This window comes from Ruegeria sp. I1, from assembly GCF_056532675.1.
The window spans coordinates 91,714-109,767 of sequence record NZ_JBQFNM010000006.1 but is presented as its reverse complement, the minus strand read 5'-3'; the positions used below and the strand labels follow the sequence as shown (position 1 = coordinate 109,767).

General features: G+C 58.2%; 16 protein-coding genes. 10 read left to right on the top strand and 6 right to left on the bottom strand.

Features of this window, described 5'->3' with window-relative positions:
• Positions 1 to 6: 6 nt before the first annotated feature.
• From ACR0DH_RS12790 to ACR0DH_RS12775, 4 genes are read right to left on the bottom strand one after another with little or no spacing between them, the layout of a single operon-like run.
• Positions 7 to 636, bottom strand: a complete 630-nt coding sequence (locus tag ACR0DH_RS12790) for a DUF3726 domain-containing protein (protein ID WP_480549606.1) — start codon at positions 634 to 636, stop codon at positions 7 to 9.
• On the bottom strand, positions 633 to 2,321 hold the full coding sequence (locus ACR0DH_RS12785) for a hypothetical protein (RefSeq protein WP_480549605.1): 1,689 nt from the start codon (positions 2,319 to 2,321) through the stop codon (positions 633 to 635). The genes ACR0DH_RS12790 and ACR0DH_RS12785 overlap by 4 nt, the downstream gene beginning before the upstream one ends.
• A gap of 4 nt (positions 2,322 to 2,325) precedes the next feature.
• Positions 2,326 to 3,300, bottom strand: coding sequence for a membrane dipeptidase (locus ACR0DH_RS12780; RefSeq protein WP_480549896.1), 975 nt, complete (start codon positions 3,298 to 3,300; stop codon positions 2,326 to 2,328).
• A complete protein-coding gene (locus ACR0DH_RS12775) occupies positions 3,300 to 4,799 on the bottom strand; it encodes an aldehyde dehydrogenase family protein (protein ID WP_480549604.1) in 1,500 nt (499 codons plus the stop codon). The genes ACR0DH_RS12780 and ACR0DH_RS12775 overlap by 1 nt, the downstream gene beginning before the upstream one ends.
• Before the next feature lie 45 nt (positions 4,800 to 4,844).
• On the opposite strand from ACR0DH_RS12775, the gene ACR0DH_RS12770 reads away from it, so the two are divergent.
• The 5 genes from ACR0DH_RS12770 (at position 4,845) to ACR0DH_RS12750 (ending at position 10,906) form a co-directional block, all read left to right on the top strand.
• Complete coding sequence (locus tag ACR0DH_RS12770; protein WP_170535202.1) at positions 4,845 to 5,717, top strand: LysR family transcriptional regulator; 873 nt, start codon at positions 4,845 to 4,847, stop codon at positions 5,715 to 5,717.
• Between the two features lie 116 nt (positions 5,718 to 5,833).
• The gene (locus ACR0DH_RS12765) at positions 5,834 to 7,084 is read left to right on the top strand and encodes a sarcosine oxidase subunit beta family protein (protein ID WP_480549602.1); all 1,251 of its coding nucleotides are present in this window, start codon (positions 5,834 to 5,836) and stop codon (positions 7,082 to 7,084) included.
• A gap of 12 nt (positions 7,085 to 7,096) precedes the next feature.
• Positions 7,097 to 7,384: a sarcosine oxidase subunit delta gene (locus ACR0DH_RS12760; RefSeq protein WP_480549600.1), complete on the top strand. Its 288-nt coding sequence runs from the start codon at positions 7,097 to 7,099 to the stop codon at positions 7,382 to 7,384.
• The gene (locus tag ACR0DH_RS12755) at positions 7,381 to 10,341 is read left to right on the top strand and encodes a sarcosine oxidase subunit alpha family protein (RefSeq protein ID WP_480549598.1); all 2,961 of its coding nucleotides are present in this window, start codon (positions 7,381 to 7,383) and stop codon (positions 10,339 to 10,341) included. The genes ACR0DH_RS12760 and ACR0DH_RS12755 overlap by 4 nt, the downstream gene beginning before the upstream one ends.
• Positions 10,334 to 10,906 (top strand): sarcosine oxidase subunit gamma, encoded by a 573-nt coding sequence (locus ACR0DH_RS12750; protein WP_480549596.1) that lies wholly within the window; start codon positions 10,334 to 10,336, stop codon positions 10,904 to 10,906. Before ACR0DH_RS12755 ends, ACR0DH_RS12750 begins: the two co-directional genes overlap by 8 nt.
• 7 nt (positions 10,907 to 10,913) lie before the next feature.
• Here the strand turns inward: ACR0DH_RS12750 and ACR0DH_RS12745 are convergent, their stop codons facing one another.
• A complete protein-coding gene (locus ACR0DH_RS12745) occupies positions 10,914 to 11,948 on the bottom strand; it encodes a GlxA family transcriptional regulator (protein WP_480549594.1) in 1,035 nt (344 codons plus the stop codon).
• A 165-nt stretch (positions 11,949 to 12,113) separates the two neighbouring features.
• On the opposite strand from ACR0DH_RS12745, the gene ACR0DH_RS12740 reads away from it, so the two are divergent.
• From ACR0DH_RS12740 to glnT, 5 genes are all read left to right on the top strand, one after another.
• A complete protein-coding gene (locus ACR0DH_RS12740; protein ID WP_480549592.1) occupies positions 12,114 to 12,758 on the top strand; it encodes a helix-turn-helix domain-containing protein in 645 nt (214 codons plus the stop codon).
• A gap of 149 nt (positions 12,759 to 12,907) precedes the next feature.
• Complete coding sequence (locus ACR0DH_RS12735) at positions 12,908 to 13,804, top strand: class II glutamine amidotransferase (RefSeq protein WP_480549590.1); 897 nt, start codon at positions 12,908 to 12,910, stop codon at positions 13,802 to 13,804.
• A 1-nt stretch (position 13,805) separates the two neighbouring features.
• On the top strand, positions 13,806 to 14,483 hold the full coding sequence (locus ACR0DH_RS12730) for a protein GlxC (RefSeq protein WP_480549588.1): 678 nt from the start codon (positions 13,806 to 13,808) through the stop codon (positions 14,481 to 14,483).
• A 10-nt stretch (positions 14,484 to 14,493) separates the two neighbouring features.
• A complete protein-coding gene (locus ACR0DH_RS12725; RefSeq protein ID WP_480549586.1) occupies positions 14,494 to 15,831 on the top strand; it encodes an FMN-binding glutamate synthase family protein in 1,338 nt (445 codons plus the stop codon).
• A gap of 77 nt (positions 15,832 to 15,908) precedes the next feature.
• Entirely contained in the window at positions 15,909 to 17,237 is a 1,329-nt protein-coding gene (glnT, locus tag ACR0DH_RS12720; RefSeq protein ID WP_480549584.1) for a type III glutamate--ammonia ligase, read from the top strand.
• Between the two features lie 43 nt (positions 17,238 to 17,280).
• On the opposite strand, the gene ACR0DH_RS12715 is transcribed toward glnT, so the two are convergent.
• Positions 17,281 to 17,940 (bottom strand): GntR family transcriptional regulator, encoded by a 660-nt coding sequence (locus ACR0DH_RS12715; RefSeq protein ID WP_480549582.1) that lies wholly within the window; start codon positions 17,938 to 17,940, stop codon positions 17,281 to 17,283.
• Positions 17,941 to 18,054: the final 114 nt, after the last annotated feature.

The following is an 18,054-nucleotide window of genomic DNA, read 5'->3' as shown; positions in this document are numbered from 1 at the left end:
CTCTCTTTAGTCATTGTCGGAAAGCCCGGCACCGGCACCCAGCAAACGGGATTCCTCGGTTGCAGGGGCATAGGTGCGGTGGGCGAAGGTAAGTAGCGTCTCCCAATCCTTTTGGGTCGGAACAGCGCGCGTATGCGGGTCAAGGGGTAAAACCGGTTCTGTGCTGCGTTGAACCATAACGCGTCGTGCCTGGGCCGCAGGCATATCGAGTGCCGATAGAGTAACACCATCCGTGATGGTGTGAACCCGATCAATCTCAACGGCGATGGCACAATTCAGCGCTCGTGCGGCATAAGACGCAAAAGGCAATATCAAGGCAGAGGCTGCGAGATCATGGATCTCAACCGGGCCGTCGCCCAACATGTGAACACAGTCTGAAAGCAAGGGACCGACTGAAAGCGGACAGAGGGCTGCGTCGCCTTCCCAAATTCCTTCAATTTTCTTAGGGCGGTGTAAATCGGGATTGGATGCGTAGCCAAGGCTCAACAACGTTGCCAGCGTTCCGGCCCCATCCAAGCCTTTTTCACAAAGCCATCTTGTTGCTTTGGCCGCTTCCTCGGCTTGGCCCCAAGAATATCCCGCACCACGGGTGGCGCGTTTGGCAGTCGCCTCCATCTCGTTCAATGAAAAGTTCATGCGGGTTCCTGCGGATAAACCCATAGGTCGGCGTTCTCAGCGGTCAGTTCTTCGGGATAAGGCGCGCCGGAATACATGCAGATGCGCACCCACCGATCCGAGCGCGGATCGAAATGCGTCGCGCCAAAGAAAGACAGTTTTGCCCGCAACATATCGATGGGCAACACTGCGTCCCCGATCGTATTGTCGCGGATTTCCCCATACGGTGTGGAACGCGCCAGTTGCGCGCGACGGATCGTGTGGCGGTGTTCGGGGTGGCGCAGCAAAAACTCGGCAATGGTCTGGCTGTCATCCCAATCGTTCAGCGCTCCATAAGCCGCAGCAGCATCGCGCGCTGGGGCAAGGGGTTGTTCATACGCCTCGATAGGTTCTTCGAACCGTTCACCCAGTCGGGGTTCCAGCTTTTCTTCGGACACGTACCAGGCGCGGGCACAGTGTTCCCGAGCCGTCCAATCCAGATCAAGCGCCCATCCATATGTTTCTTGGATTAGACCACAGGCTTGGCCGATGGACATTCTGCCATTGATCACAAAAGCCTCGGTCCGGCTGTCCGCCATGCAGGATGTCAACCCGTCAACAAGACCCGGATAGGGTTCGAGGATAAGCGAAGCCACAAACTCCTGCCCTTCCTCACTCAGCGCGGTTTCAGACCAACTGACGAGTCGATCCCACGGACTAACGCCACTCAGGTCATCATCGTCCAGATAGGCCGCAATCGCCTTAAGATCGGCGTTCAAATGCGCGAGTTTTTTGATCTGTATCGGATGTTCAGACTGCCACCATGAAATCGACAGCTGGCTACGACGGAACAGGTTGCGGAACTGATCTACTTCGTCCCGCGTTGCTGTAGCGACCGAGCGGACACGAGCGATCGCCTCTTCCCGTGCCATGATCCAGTTGTTGAACAGAACCGGGTGGTTGACGATGAAGGGGGCCATGCCCAACCCGGTGGAGTTCCCGATCCCCAGCCAACGCGCGATCTCGGGGTCCAGTTGCGCGGCCTGATCGCCGCCTTTGGCATTGGCCATATGCTGTACCAGATCACGCACAAAGGTACGGGTCAGAAACACGGACAGCATCTCAACCTGAAACGGTGCCTGCGCCTCGGGGCGATTGGCGACCCTTTCCCGATCAGCCGCGCCGAATTTGCCCGATCCGTAGACAGCAGTTGTACGCATCAAGTAACCGACCTGATGTATCTGCGACAAATCGGGTTGCTGCCCAGCTGCCAGGGCATCCACAACATGTTTCCACAGCCGGACAGACCGGTTGGCGCGGGACAGGGACAATTCGCTCTCGCTGACGCGTCCGGCCTCTTGCAAGGGCACGTTTCGAGACAAACGGTCGATATCGGCCTGGGTCGGGATGCCATCAAACAGGGTGAAGGTGGCGTCCCAGGCTTCGGCGATTACGCGGTCGGATCGTTGTTCCGGAGGCAGATCATGGGCAAAGGCCACCAGAGAATAGGCCCGTTCCGGCCCCTGCGCTGTATAGACGGCACGGCCAACCCCATTGGCGTCAATGTCAAAAACCGGACGTGTGAAAGACCAATTCTCCTGCGCCAGACGGCGCGTCAGCTGTCGCATGAAGCTTAATCGGCATTGATGCAGCGACCCCAGCCGCGACAGGCGCATGACCGTTGCTGGGTCTCGTCTTTCGATCTGTGTCTCGGTCTGAGTTTCCATCCCATCACCCCTGAGCGACGAAGTTTTCGGCAAAGAACCGGTACCAGTTGCCTCCCATGATCCCGGCCACTTCGTCGCTATTCAAGCCGGTTGCACGCAACCCGTCCTCGATATTGCCAAAGTCACGGTTGTCGTTGAACCAGTGTGGCATCGGGGGGAAACCTGCATTGCTTGCCGACCCTTCGCCATAGTCAATTTCTTTGGTCCAGCGTCCAACGCGCATCCATTCGACCACGCTGTCGGGCTGATCCTGGCACAGGTCCGTGCCGATCCCCAAATGTTCGGCGCCGAACTTCTCAGCCGTCCGTGCGATCATTTCGCAAAAGCTTTCCAGCGTGCAGTCAGACTTGTCTTTCAGGTGATGAGGATAGACCGAAAACCCGAGCATCCCACCATTTTCTGTCACCGCACGGATCACCTCGTCACGCTTGTTGCGCAAAGCGGGTGACCATTCGTGCGGATTAGCGTGAGTGATGGCGATGGGACGCTCGGACAGGTCGGCAGCCTCGATGGTCGACCGATCCGCAGAATGGCTCATGTCGACAACAAGACCTACACGATTCATCTCTTTGATCACCTGCTTGCCCATGCGGGTAATGCCGGTGTCCTCGGCTTCATAGCAACCCGTCGCGAGCAGGGATTGGTTGTTATAGGTCAGCTGCATGAACCGCGCGCCTAGATCATGCAGGATTTCCACCAGGCCGATATCATCTTCGATGGGTGAGGGGTTCTGGAAGCCAAAGAAAACCGCCGTCCTGCCAGTTTCTCGCGCTATGTCGATATCGCTGGCCCAGCGGCCTTTCATGATCAGTTCCGGGTATTGTTCGAACCAGCGGTTCCACTTTTCAAAGTTCAGAACCGTTTCGCGGAAATTCTCATGATAGGCGATGGTGACATGGATCGCGTCCACGCCACCTTCGCGCAACTGCCGAAAGATCTTTTCGGACCAATTGGCGTATTGCAGCCCGTCGATCCGCATCACATCGGCTTTCCAGCGCTGATATAAGCGGTTTTGACCGTGGTGTAGAACTCGGCCGCGGCCTTGCCCTGCTCGCGGGGGCCATACGAGCTATCACCACGGCCACCGAAGGGCACGTGATAATCTGTGCCTGCGGTGGGCAGGTTCACGGTCACCACGCCAGTGAGCGCGTTGCGGCGGAAATGGGTGGCACGCGCCAGGTTCTGCGTGACGATGCCTGAGGTCAGTCCGAAATTGGTGTCATTGACGGTGGCCAGTGCCTCATCATAGCTACCCACCTTGATGACCGATGTCAGCGGCGCAAACATCTCTTCCCGGTTGATGCGTATGTCATTGGTTGTGTTCAGGAACACGCCGGGTGACATGTAATAGCCGTCATGGGGCATGTCCAAACGTTGGCCGCCACAGGCCAGTTCAGCCCCTTCGGCTTTACCCAGATCGACATAAGCCAGGTTTTCTGAGAGCTGCTGTTCGCTGACAACCGGGCCCATCTGGGTGCCATCTTCGAGCGCATGACCAACCTTCATCGCCTGTGTACCAGCGACCAGTTTTTCAACAAAGACATCGTGAATGGCCGAATGCACAATCAGTCGCGACGATGCAGTGCATTTTTGGCCGGTGCCCCCAAAAGCCCCACCCAAAGCCAGCGAGACGGCAAGGTCGAGATCGGCGTCATCCATCACAGCCAGCGCGTTCTTGGACCCCATCTCCATCTGCACTTTGGTAAGGTTCTGAATGGCTGCCGAGGCGATTCCTTTGCCCACCGGAACCGAACCGGTGAACGAGATGGCGTTGACCTTGGGGCTTTCGACCAACCGCTGACCAATCGACCGACCCGAGCCCATCACGAGGCTGAACAGGCCCTTGGGAATGTCCTGACGGTTGATGATTTCGGCCAGGGCGACGGCCGAGGCCGGGGTGATGTTGGCAGGCTTCCAGACCACAGCGTTGCCATAGCACAGCGCCGGGGCGATCTTCCATGACGCGGTTGCGGTCGGGAAGTTCCAGGGGCTGATCACGGCGACGACGCCAACGGCCTCGCGGCGCACATCAATTTCGATATCCGGGCGCACGGAATCGGCGTTCTCACCAATCTGGCGCAGGCATTCGGCGGCATAGTAGGTAAAGAACTGACCGGCCCGGAATACCTCGCCCTTGCCTTCGGCGAGCGGCTTTCCTTCCTCGCGGCTAAGAAGCGTGCCCAATTCTTCGGCGCGGGCCATCAGTTCATTGCCGATATTCATCAGAACGGTCTGCTTGCGCTCCAGCCCATAGGCGGCCCATTCGGCCTGCGCTACACGCGCCTGGTCCAGCGTCGCTTCCAGCTGATCAGCACTGGCCTGTGCGTAGTGTCCGATCACGTCGGTCAGATCAGACGGGTTGCGGTTTTCGATTTCGCTTTCGCCGGCCAGCCATTCGCCGGCGATCAGGTTCAGATTGGTCACAATGGGCCCCAGCTCAAAGAAAGTTTGATGCAGAATGGACTCGGCGGGCAACATCAGTCAAACTCAAATAAGTTAACCTGACTTCAGAAAAGCTGAAATATGGCCATAAAAATTGAAATGCTGCGCTGTTTCTGTGCCGTTGCGCAAACCGGCAACCTGTCCGAAGCCGCCGACAGGCTGGGGCGCACGCAATCGGCTGTTTCGATGACCCTCAAGCAATTCGAAAGCCATCTGGGCAAGAAGCTGTTTGTCGGTGAACGTAAAAACCACCTGTCCGCACTGGGTGAGCAGGTATTCGAGATTGCCCAGAAACAGGTGCGCCAGTTCGACCAGACCGTGCAGTCGATCGAGGCCGCGGCAGATGCCTCTCACGGGTTGATCCGCATCGCATCGGTCCCTTCGGTTGCGGCGCTGATCTTCCCTTCGGTCCTCGAACACATGACACAGCGGTTTCCGGGCGTGAAGGTCGAGCTGCGGGATACAGACACGCAACAGGTTCTGGACGCGCTATCGGAAGGCAAAGCCGATATTGGCATTGCATCGGGCTTCCACCCGCTTAAGGGCATCAACGCGATCCCCTTGTTCGAAGACCAGTTTGGTCTGGTCTGCGCCTCGGATCATCCTTTGATGGCGCAACCTGAATTGCCGACCGTTGAGGATGTGATTGCCGCCTCATTCGTTCGCAACGCACTGTGCGATCTGATCCAGACGCCAAAATTTGTGACGGCCATTGCCGACGCCGAGGTCACCATTCACAACACCCATTCGCTGATCACCATGGTTCGCACTGGCAAATGGGTCACCATATTGCCCCAAACCGTTGCGCGCTTCATCCCGGAAACCACAGCGTTCCGCTTGCTGTCTGACCTGCCGGACAAGCGACAGGTGTATCTGTACAAAAAAGAAAAATCACGGTTCAAACAGCTGACCAACGAATGCAGCGCCTTCATTCTAAGCCAAAAACTGGGCTGAGACGCTAACACGGCGATCCGACATCAGGTCGCAAAAAGACAAGTCTAGACCGCATTTCATCTAAGCCATCCTCTCTCGAATCGCGCATGTTGTTTTCAAACTGACACGAGTGAGCCATGCAATACTCCGGATTTCGGATCATCAAAGAAGCGTTGACAGGGCACAAAGGCTGGCGACCAGCCTGGCGCGATCCCGAGCCCAAAAGCGAATATGACATCATCGTCGTGGGTGGTGGCGGCCACGGGTTGGCCACAGCTTACTATCTGGCGAAGGAATTCGGCGAGGCGCGGATCGCCGTGCTGGAAAAAGGCTGGATCGGCGGCGGGAACGTTGGGCGAAACACAACCATCATCCGCTCGAATTATCTGCTGGATGGGAATGAGCCTTTCTATGAATTCTCGCTGAAACTGTGGGAAGGGCTGGAACAGGATTTCAATTTCAATGCCATGGTTAGCCAGCGCGGTATTCTGAACCTTGTGCATACCGACGCGCAGGTCGATGCGGCGCGGCGGCGGGGCAATGCGATGATCCTGAACGGATCGGATGCCGAGCTGTTGAACACCGAAGGCGTTCGCGCAATGTACCCGTTCTTGAACTTCAACAACGCGCGGTTCCCGATCAAAGGTGGCCTGTTGCATCGGCGTGGCGGCACAGTGCGTCATGACGCGGTGGCCTGGGGCTATGCGCGCGGCGCAGATATGCGCGGCGTAGATATTATTCAGAACTGTGAAGTGACCGGCTTTCGCATTGAAAACGGCAAGGTAAAGGGGGTTGAGACCTCGCGCGGGTATATCGGGGCCAAGAAAGTCGGCGTGGCCGTTGCGGGCTCGTCCAGTCGGGTGATGCAGAAGGCGGGGATGCGTTTGCCCATCGAAAGTCATGTGCTGCAGGCGTTTGTGTCCGAAGGGCTGAAACCGATAATCCCGGGTGTGATCACCTATGGTGCCGGGCATTTCTACCTGAGCCAATCCGACAAGGGCGGTCTGGTCTTTGGCGGCGATATCGACATGTACAACACCTATGCCCAGCGGGGAAACCTGCCGGTGATCGAGCATGTCGTGGAAAGTGGCATCTCACTGATCCCGGCCCTGGGCCGGGTGCGTCTTTTGCGGGCCTGGGGCGGTGTGATGGACATGTCGATGGATGGTTCACCATTCATTGATCGCACCGGAATCGACGGGCTCTATTTCAATGGCGGCTGGTGCTATGGTGGCTTCAAGGCTACGCCAGCCTCGGGCTGGTGCTTTGCGCATTTGCTATCGACAGACCGCCCGCATGAGGTGGCGACAGCCTATCGTCTGGATCGGTTCCGCACCGGGCACATGATTGATGAACGAGGGGCGGGCGCGCAGCCCAACCTGCACTGAGGGAGCCGACATATGATTATCGAACATCCTCTTCTCGGCCCCCGCGATGCGCAGGAATTCGTGTATCTGGGCGACGCGGCGTTGATCAACCGACCCGACTGGCAGGCCGATAACGCGCACGAAGCGTTTCATGACTATCTCTACTTGCGCGATAACCCGGCGGGTGAGCATCGGGAGCTTTGGTATCATGAACAAGGTGACCGGTCGTGGCTGGTGGTCACGCGCAACACGCTGACTCATGAAATTACCAAAGTTGAACTGGCCCGCGACGTGGCCCGGACACGGGGGCGTGGCAGATGAGCGGACAGATCAATCGACTAAACGGTGGTCTGGTCGACCACGGGAAAAGCCTGAACTTCACCTTTGATGGCAAAAGCTATCAAGGGCTTGCAGGCGATACGCTGGCCTCGGCCTTGCTGGCCAATGGCGTGCGCCTTATGGGCCGATCGTTCAAATACCATCGTCCACGCGGTGTGCTGACCGCTGGGTCTGAAGAACCCAACGCGCTGGTCGAACTGCGCCAGGGCGGGCGGCAGGAGCCAAATACACGCGCGACTGTGGCTGAGCTATATGATGGGCTTGAGGCGCAGTCTCAGAACCGCTGGCCGTCACTTCAGCGCGACGTGATGGCGGTGAATGACCTGTTCAGCAACTTCCTGACGGCGGGCTTTTACTACAAAACCTTCATGTGGCCCAAGGCGTTTTGGGAGAAGCTGTACGAGCCCATCATCCGCCACGCCGCCGGGCTGGGCAGCGTGTCGGGCGAAGATGATCCAGACCTATATGACAAAGGCTTCCTTCATTGCGATCTGCTCGTGATCGGGGCAGGTCCTGCGGGTCTATCTGCCGCCCTGACGGCAGGCCGCGCCGGGGCGCGCGTTATTCTGGCGGATGAAGATTTTGCCCTGGGTGGACGGCTGAACTCCGAGAGTTTTGCCATCAATGACATGGCGGGGTCAGCTTGGGCGGCTCAAACCGTGGCCGAACTCATGTCTATGGACAATGTCCGCCTGTTGCCACGCACCACGGTGATCGGTGCGTTTGATCATGGAATCTACGGCGCGGTCGAGCGGGTGGCCGACCACAAACCGCAACCCGGTGCGGCAGAGCCACGTCAGATCTTCTGGCGGATTTATTCGAAACGGGCGGTTCTGTGCGCAGGTGCTACCGAGCGCCCCATCGCCTTCCCCAACAATGATCGACCAGGCATCATGATGGCGGCTGCTTTGCGCTCGTATGCCAATCGCTGGGCGGTGACGCCGCATGAACGGGTGGCGGTCTTCACCAATAACGATGACGGGCATCGCACCGCTGCGGACCTTATGGCAAAGGGCGTCAAAGTTGCCGCGGTGATCGACACGCGAGCCGATGCGCCAGCGGTCACGGGTGCCGAGCTGTTTGCCGGGGCTCAGGTCATTGGCAGCAAAGGGCGGCTCGGCCTTGAGACCATTACGATCCAAACGCAGCAGGGCTTTACCACGGATGTTATCTGCGGTGCGCTTGCTGTTTCGGGCGGCTGGAATCCGAACGTTCATCTGACGTGCCATCAGCGTGGGCGGCCTGAGTGGAACGAGGCTCTGGCTGCGTTTGTGCCGGGTGAATCTCTTCCGGTTGGCCTGTCTGTGGCTGGTGCAGCCGCAGGCGCACTGTCGACCCATGGCGCGCTGGAAACCGGGGCCGCCCGTGCAGTCGAGGCGCTGGCTGATCTGGGCATTCAGACCACGCCGGGCGATCTGCCGGAAGCTGAGGATGCGCCGGTCAACCTGGAGCCCTTCTGGTATGTGAAAGACGGCAAAGGCCGGGCCTGGATCGACCAGCAGAACGACGTGACCGTCAAGGATGTGAAACTGGCGCATCAAGAGAACTATGTCTCGGTCGAGCATCTGAAACGCTATACGACCCTTGGGATGGCAACCGATCAGGGCAAGACCTCGAATATGGGCGGTCTGGCGGTGATGGCCGAGATGACCGGCAAGTCGATCCCCGAGACCGGGACGACGATTTTCCGACCACCCTATACGCCGGTGGCCATGGGGACGCTAGCCGGACGCGCCATTGGCAAGCATTTCCATCCAACCCGCGAGACCCCAAGCCACAAATGGGCAGTCGAGCAGGGCGCGGTATTCACGGAAGCGGGCGACTGGCTGCGTGCGCAGTGGTATCCGCGCAAGGGCGAAACCCATTGGCGGCAATCGGTGGATCGCGAGGTTCTGGCGACCCGCAACTCGGTCGGCATCTGCGATGTGACCACGCTGGGCAAGATCGACGTGCAAGGTGCGGATGCGGCGGAGTTTCTGAACAAGATCTACTCGAACGGTTTCGCCAAACTGCCTGTCGGCAAGGTGCGTTATGGTCTGATGTTGCGTGAGGATGGTATCGCCTATGACGACGGCACCGCCGCGCGGTTTTCCGAGGATCATTTCGTTGTCACCACAACCACGGCAAACGCAGTTTTGGTCTATCGCCAGATGGAATTTGCGCGGCAATGTCTGTGGCCCGATCTGGATGTTCAACTGATCTCAACCACCGAGGCCTGGGCGCAATATGCTGTTGCCGGGCCAAATTCGCGCAAGCTGCTGCAAAAACTGGTTGATGCCGAGTTCGACATCTCAAACGACGCCTTCCCGTTCATGGCCTGCAGCGAAATCACGGTCTGCGGCGGCTGCCGCGCGCGGCTGTTCCGTATCTCGTTCAGCGGTGAGCTGGCCTATGAGATCGCGGTGCCGACCCGCTATGGTGACGCCCTGATCCGGGCGCTGATGGAGGCAGGAGAAGAGTTTGATGTGACCCCCTATGGCACCGAAGCCCTGGGTGTTATGCGGATCGAAAAAGGTCACGCGACAGGCAATGAGATCAATGGCACGACAACGGCGCTGAACCTCGGCCTTGGGCGGATGGTCAGCAAGAAGAAAGACTGTATCGGCAATACGCTCAGCGAACGGGGCGGGTTGAATGAACCGGACGCGTTGCGATTGGTGGGGCTGAAACCGGTCAATGCCACACAACCCGTCACTGCGGGTGGGCATCTGATGAACAAGGATGGGCCGGTCGATGCAGCTCATGATCAGGGCTATGTCACCTCGGCGGCGTATTCGCCAAACCTGGGTTCCTCGATCGGGCTTGGTTTCCTGAAAAACGGAGCTGACCGGATAGGAGAAGTCATCCGTCTGGTTAATCCTCTGGAAGGGTCCGAGACTGAGGTTGAGGTCGTCAGCGCCCATTTTGTCGATCCGGAAGGGGAGCGTCTTCGTGCATAAACTGAAAGCCATCACCGCACTGGGTGCGCGTGAACCAAAGCTGTCGACCATTGGTGATATCACCCTGAGCGAGGTTGCCGACCGCGCTTTGGCTTCCGTGTCAATGCGATTGGGTCAGGACGCCGAATTCGCCAAACGGGCAAAAGACACGCTGGGTATCGAACTCCCCGACCCTAGTAGTGCAGAGGTCGGGTCGCCGTACTCCGCCTTTTGGGTTGGTCCTGACAGTTGGATGATCGACGCGAGCTATGCTTCACATCACGCCATTGCCGCAGACCTCAAATCTGCCTTGCAGGACACGGCCTCGGTGGTTGAACAAACCGATGGCTGGTGCCGGTTTGATGTAGCAGGCGCCTCTGCCTGCGATCTGTTCGAGCGGCTGTGCAACGTAGATATTCGCGCTATGCAGGCCCAGAAAGCGACCCGTTGCGCCATTCATCACATTGGCTGCTACCTGTGGTGCATCGAAGCCGGAACACGATTTGCGGTTTTGGGGCCAAGGTCCTCGGCAGGTTCGCTGTATCACGCATTGGAAGAGGCGGCGCAGTCGATTGGGGCGCGCTAAACCGCATTCAGTGCGGGAAGCTGTCGCGCGTATGCCGGAACTGATTACGCGCCTGACGATCCTGGCGGGGTGAGGCGCCAAATTGCTCGGCATATTGCCGCGACATTGAGGTCGGATTGGTATACCCAACCGCCTGCGCGATCGATGTGAGCGAATCCTGCGTGTAGATCACCAGTTGCCGCGCTGCTCGCAGGCGTAGCTGCCGATAGTATTCACCTGGGCTTTGACCCACCGCTTGGCGAAAACTGCGCTCCAAATGGCGCGCAGATACACCAACCTGCTGCGCGATTTCGCGCGTTGTCAGCGGAAACTCAAGGTTCTCGGAAAACAGTCGAACCGCATGTGAGACCACGGTTGGCAGATGATCAGCGGTTTCATCGGTCTGAAAGGTCGGGGTTTTCTGGCGGATATTCGGGCTGCGGATCGCGGGATGCTGGAACCAGCACGCAACCTCGGTCATGATTGCATCACCCAAGGTTGTTTCGATCATATGCAACGTGAGATCAAAGGCCGCTGCCGCGCCCGAGGCCGTAAAGCTGCGCTGGTTCACGGCAATCACATCATCGCTAACCTCGATCTGAGGAAAAGCGTGCTCGAACGCGGTACGATATAGCCAATGGACAGAACAGGTTTGCCCGTCTAGGACACCGGACTTGGCGAGTGGAAAGACTCCTCCGCTGATTGCGCATAGCCTGGTGCCGTGGCGCGACAGGTAGCGCAGCTTGGCGGACACGTCATTTGGCGCATTAAACTGTCCGTCGGGTTCGGACAAGACAACAAGAAAATCAACGCTTTCTATAGCGTTCAACGCGCCGCCAGCTTGAAACTGAATGCCTGCACTACAATCAACCGACGCGCCATCCTCGGAATACAGTGTCCAAACAAACAGTTTTCTCTGTGCGATTTCATTGGCCGCGCGCAACGGTTCGATCACTGATGACAGACAGGCCATCGGAAAGCTGGGCAGAAGAAGAAAGCCGACGGAAATCTCTTCGCGCCCTTCCAGGCCCAGGTCTTTCAGGGGTGGCGCTGTTTGGGGCATGTCAGCCTCCGTTACTCGTAGTCTGGGCCTAAACGTCACAAGACTGTGTCGGCTTTATACCTAGATGCAAAAAATATTCCCCTCAAGACCATCTACCCAAGGTAGACCACTATGTGACATGGTTGGGCGTGGCTAACAAATAACATCAATGGAGCGGAAATAACTTTGGCTAAGATAAGCGAAGACAACGCGACCCTTTCGCAGAATCCGCACCGGCTGCGCGACAGCGGTGAGAAGAACCTCGAAACCGCGATTGGCCGCGAAATCAAAGCGCTTCGATTGCAACAGGGAACTACGATATCCGAGTTATCTGCCCTGACAGGCTTGTCGATCAGTATGCTGTCCAAGATTGAAAACGGGGCAACGTCGCCTTCTCTGAGCACATTGCAAGCACTGGCAGATGCGCTGAGTGCCCCGATTACGTCGTTCTTTCGCCGCTACGAGGAAACCAGAAACGCCGTGCACACCAAAGCAGGCGAGGGGGCCGAGACCGAGCGGGCCGGAACGCGGGCCGGGCATCAGTATAACCTGCTGGGACATCTGGGCGCGAATGGCAGCGGCGTTGTGGTTGAACCCTATTTGATTACGCTGACCGAGGAATCAGACCGTTTCCCAACCTTTCAGCATGACGGGATCGAGATGCTGTACATGCTGGAGGGTGAGGTCGACTATCGCCATGGCGATGAAATCTACCCACTCAAACCCGGCGATACGTTGTTCTTTGATGCCGATGCACCTCATGGGCCGGAGGTTCTGGTGAAACTACCCGCGAAATATCTGTCGATCATCTCATATCCTCAAACCGGCTAAATCCGGCCTTCAATTTTCGTAGATCGCGTTGAAGCGTCTGAGATTTTAGCAACTCAATTATTCCTGTCAGGAATATTAATTTCTTGGTGTTGCTATTAGTGAGGCGCGCTGCTATCTTCCGTTCGACAGAATTTCAGAGGATCAAGCGGATGTGCGGAATTGTCGGTCTGTTTCTCAAAGACAAAACGCTGGAACCTGAGCTGGGGACAATGCTGACGGATATGCTGGTCACAATGACCGACCGCGGGCCGGACAGTGCCGGTATCGCCATATACGGAACCGAGGCCGATGGGCGCGCAAAGCTGACGGTTCAGTCGGATGTACCTGATCAGGATTTTCCAACCCTGGCCGCCGATCTTGGTACCGCAATCGGCACCGATATCTCGCTGCGGGCGAATGACACTCATGCGGTTCTGAGCCTCGAGAGCGCCAAAGTCGAACAGGCCCGCCAAACCGTGCGAGAGCTGCGTCCGGGCCTGCGCGTCATGTCGGACGGCGAAGCGATTGAGATCTATAAAGAGGTTGGGTTGCCTCAGGAGGTTGCGGATCGTTTCGGACTTACAACAATGGGCGGCAGCCACGGTATCGGGCATACTCGTATGGCCACCGAATCCGCCGTCACCACGGAAGGGGCCCATCCCTTCAACACGGGCGCAGATCAGTGCCTTGTTCATAACGGCTCACTGTCCAACCACAACGCGCTGCGCCGAAAGCTGAAGCGTGAAGGCGTGCGGGTCGAGTCGATGAACGATACCGAGGTTGGCGCGGCCTACCTGACCTGGAAGATGCAAAACGGGGCAACGCTGGGCGAGGCACTGGAAAGCAGTCTGGACGACCTCGATGGGTTCTTCACTTTTGTTGTTGGAACCAAGGACGGGTTTGGTGTCGTTCGCGATCCGATCGCATGCAAACCAGCAGTGATGGCCGAGACCGATCAATACGTGGCCTTTGGCAGCGAATATCGTGCGCTGGTAAACCTGCCGGGCATCCAAGCCGCCAAGGTCTGGGAGCCTGAACCCGCAACCGTCTATTTCTGGAGCCACTAGCATGCAGGTCTATGATGTCGAAGAAAGCGGTCTGCGCGGCTTGAACGCGGCCTTGCAGGCACAAAGCACTGAGACCAATCAGACCAGCTGGGAGGTGCAGAACCCCAAAGGCAGCCACGCTATTGCGGTGGGTCTGAATGCCCCGATTGAGGTCACGGTCAAAGGGTCCACTGGGTATTACTGCGCAGGCATGAACCAGCAGGCGATCATATTGGTCGAAGGCTCGGTGGGTCCGGGTGTGGCTGAGAACATGATGTCGGGCACCGTGATCATCGAAGGGGATGCCAGCCAATATGCGGGCGCAACCGGGCATGGCGGGTTGCTAGTGATCAAGGGTAACGCGAGCTCACGCTGCGGGATCTCGATGAAAGGCATCGACATCGTGGTGCATGGCAATATCGGCCATATGTCCGCCTTCATGGCGCAGGCGGGGAACCTCGTGGTTTGTGGTGATGCGGGCGATGCGCTGGGAGACTCGCTTTACGAGGCAAGGCTATTCGTTCGTGGCTCGGTCAAAAGCCTGGGCGCGGACTGCGTCGAGAAAGAGATGCGTCCAGAGCATCTGGAGATTCTGAAGGATCTGCTGGACCGCGCAGGCAGTGACGCCAAGCCCGAAGAGTTCAGGCGCTATGGCTCGGGTCGCAAGCTCTATAACTTTGACCTCGACAACGCCTATTAAGGAGATCGGAATGAAAGACACGGATCAAAACACCCCGCGTACCATGCCGATCCAATCGGCGACGTTTTCAAATGAGGTCAACGCTGAAATCCGGCGTGCAGCAGCCACCGGTATCTATGACATTCGCGGCGGTGGAGCCAAACGCAAGGTGCCGCATTTCGACGATTTGCTGTTTCTGGGCGCATCGGTCAGCCGCTATCCGTTGGAAGGCTATCGCGAACACTGCGATACCTCGGTCACCTTGGGCACGCGCTTTGCCAAGACCCCCATTCAACTGGACATTCCCGTCACCATTGCGGGTATGAGCTTTGGGGCGCTGTCCGGCCCCGCGAAAGAAGCCTTGGGCCGTGGCGCGTCGATGGCAGGCACGTCCACCACGACCGGCGACGGGGGTATGACTCCCGAAGAACGCGGTCATTCCTCGAAACTGGTCTATCAGTATCTGCCCTCGCGCTACGGCATGAATCCCAACGACCTGCGTAAGGCGGATGCGATTGAAATCGTTGTGGGGCAGGGTGCAAAGCCCGGCGGCGGCGGCATGCTATTGGGTCAGAAGATCAGCGACCGCGTCGCCGAGATGCGCACACTGCCCAAGGGGATCGACCAGCGCTCAGCCTGTCGTCACCCGGACTGGACCGGGCCGGATGATCTTGAGATCAAAATCCTTGAACTGCGCGAAATCACCAACTGGCAGGTGCCGATCTACGTCAAGGTCGGCGCGACACGTCCCTACTATGACACCGCACTGGCGGTGAAGGCTGGGGCCGATGTGGTTGTGATGGACGGGATGCAGGGCGGTACCGCTGCCACGCAGGACGTGTTCATCGAACATGTCGGCATCCCGACGCTGGCCTGTATCCGCCCCGCCGTTCAGGCGCTGCAGGATCTGGGCGTGCATCGTGAGGTCCAGCTGGTGATCTCGGGCGGTATTCGCTCGGGTGCAGATGTGGCCAAGGCGATGGCTCTGGGCGCTGATGCGGTGGCCATTGGCACAGCGGCCCTGATCGCTTTGGGCGACAACGATCCCAAATGGGAGGCCGAGTATCAGAAGCTCGGCACTACCACCGGGGCCTATGATGACTGGCATGAAGGGCAGGACCCGGCGGGCATCACCACGCAGGACCCGGACCTCGCCGCACGGCTGGACCCCGTCGAGGCTGGGCGACGGCTGCGCAATTATCTGAACGTCATGACCCTTGAGGCGCAGACCATTGCCCGCGCCTGTGGCCATAACAGCCTGCATAATCTGGAGCCCGAGGACCTCTGCGCCCTGACGATGGAGGCAGCGGCCATGGCAAAGGTGCCGCTGGCGGGCACCGACTGGTACCCCGGAAAGGCCGGGTTCTGATTGAACAAACACCAAGGCGCGGCCCCAACGGGCGGCGCCTTTCTTCTTTTGATCCAACAGGGAAAGGAAAGCCGACCATGACGACAGATCTGGCTGCTTTCGCCGCAAAAAAAGGCGTCAAATATTTTATGATCTCGTTCACCGACCTGTTCGGTGGGCAGCGGGCCAAACTGGTTCCGGCACAGGCCATAGCCGAGATGCAGGAAGAGGGCGCAGGTTTTGCCGGCTTTGCCACTTATCTCGACATGACCCCCGCGCACCCGGATATGCTGGCCGTGCCCGATCCGACCTCAGTGATCCAACTGCCCTGGAAGCCCGAGGTCGCTTGGGTCGCCGCCAATTGCGTCATGGAAGGCGAGGATGTCGCCCAGGCCCCGCGTAACGTGCTGCGCCGCCTAATCAATGAGGCCGCTGCCGAAGGTATGCATGTCAAAACCGGCATCGAGGCTGAGTTCTTCCTGCTGACCCCCGATGGTGAACAAATCAGTGACCCGTTCGATACGGCCGAAAAACCCTGTTACGATCAGCAAGCTGTCATGCGCCGCTATGACGTGGTGCGCGAGATCTGCGACTACATGCTCGACCTCGGTTGGGGCCCGTACCAGAACGACCACGAGGACGCCAATGGCCAGTTCGAGATGAACTGGGAATTTGATGACGTTCTGCGCACAGCCGACAAGCATTCTTTCTTCAAGTTCATGACCAAATCTGTGGCAGAAAAGCACGGCTTCCGCGCCACCTTCATGCCCAAGCCTATCGAAGGGCTGACCGGTAATGGCTGCCATGCTCATATCTCGGTCTGGGACGCGCCGGGGGCAGGTTCGAAAACCAACGTGTTTGCGGGTGAGGGCGACGGTCCGACGGGAGAGGTTGGCCTCAGCGAGAAAGGCAAGCACTTCCTCGGCGGTATCATGAAGCACGCCAGCGCTCTGGCGGCGATCACCAACCCGACGGTGAATTCGTACAAACGCATCAACGCCCCACGCACCATGTCGGGCGCGACCTGGGCCCCCAATACCGTGACCTGGACCGGCAACAACCGCACCCACATGGTCCGGGTGCCCGGTCCGGGCCGGTTCGAACTGCGCCTCGCTGACGGTGCCACCAATCCCTATCTGCTGCAGGCGGTCATCATAGCGGCAGGCTTATCAGGTCTTCGCTCCAAAGCCGATCCGGGACCGCGCTATGACATCGACATGTATGCCGAAGGTCACACAGTCGAGAACGCACCAAGATTGCCACTGAACATGCTGGATGCTCTGCGCGAGTATGACAGGGACGCCGATTTGAAAACCGCGATGGGCGAAGAGTTTTCTGCAGCATACCTGAAGATGAAACATCAGGAATGGACCTCATTCGTCAGCCATTTCTCTCGCTGGGAGAAAGAGCATACGCTGGATATCTGACCAGAAGCGTGCCGCACCAATCATCCAAACCAATGGCTGTGGATCATGGACCTGACGCGAAAAGCCGTTCCGCGATTCTCGTGGTGTCATCCAGATGCCGCTCGACCGCCTTGCGGGCGGCGGCAGGATTGCCCGAGATGATGGCCTCGCAAATCTGTTCCATATGCGCGATACCGGGCTGATCTCGGTCTTTAGACGACAGGGTCATCATGCGTAGGCGGCTGATCCGCCCATTCAGGCGCTGGACGATGTCCCAGGCGATATGATGCCCCGCGCCGTCAAAAATCTGGGAATAGAAATCTGCCGTGGCGCGAAACACCGTACCAGACGTGTTGTCCTTGAACCCACGTCTGAGGCGATCCAGCGCCTGGTTTAGTGCCTTTTCACGTTCCGATGTCATGTTACGTGCGCAGTTCTCGGCTGCGGCAGTTTCCAGCATGCGGCGGATGTCATAGATTTGACGTGCATCGTCCCAAGTCATGATCGCCACGATCGGTCCGCGCCCTGGCAGAATCTCCACCAGGCCCTCAGCTTCGAGATACCGGATGGTTTCCCGCACCACTGTCCGGCTGACGCCCAATTGATCACAAAGCGGACGTTCCACCAGCCGTTCACCTGGCTCGAACGCGCCTTCGATGATCGCCTCGCGCATCCGTTCTTGCACCATGTCGCGCAAGGTGGCCGGAGGGTGATCTATTTTCATCAGTTTCGATGCTGCCATAGCCAAAGCAGTAGCGGTTTGGCGATTTCCATACAAGGTATGATTGACAGATTGTATGATGGTATACCATCTTCTTCTATATCGAATCGCAAGGAC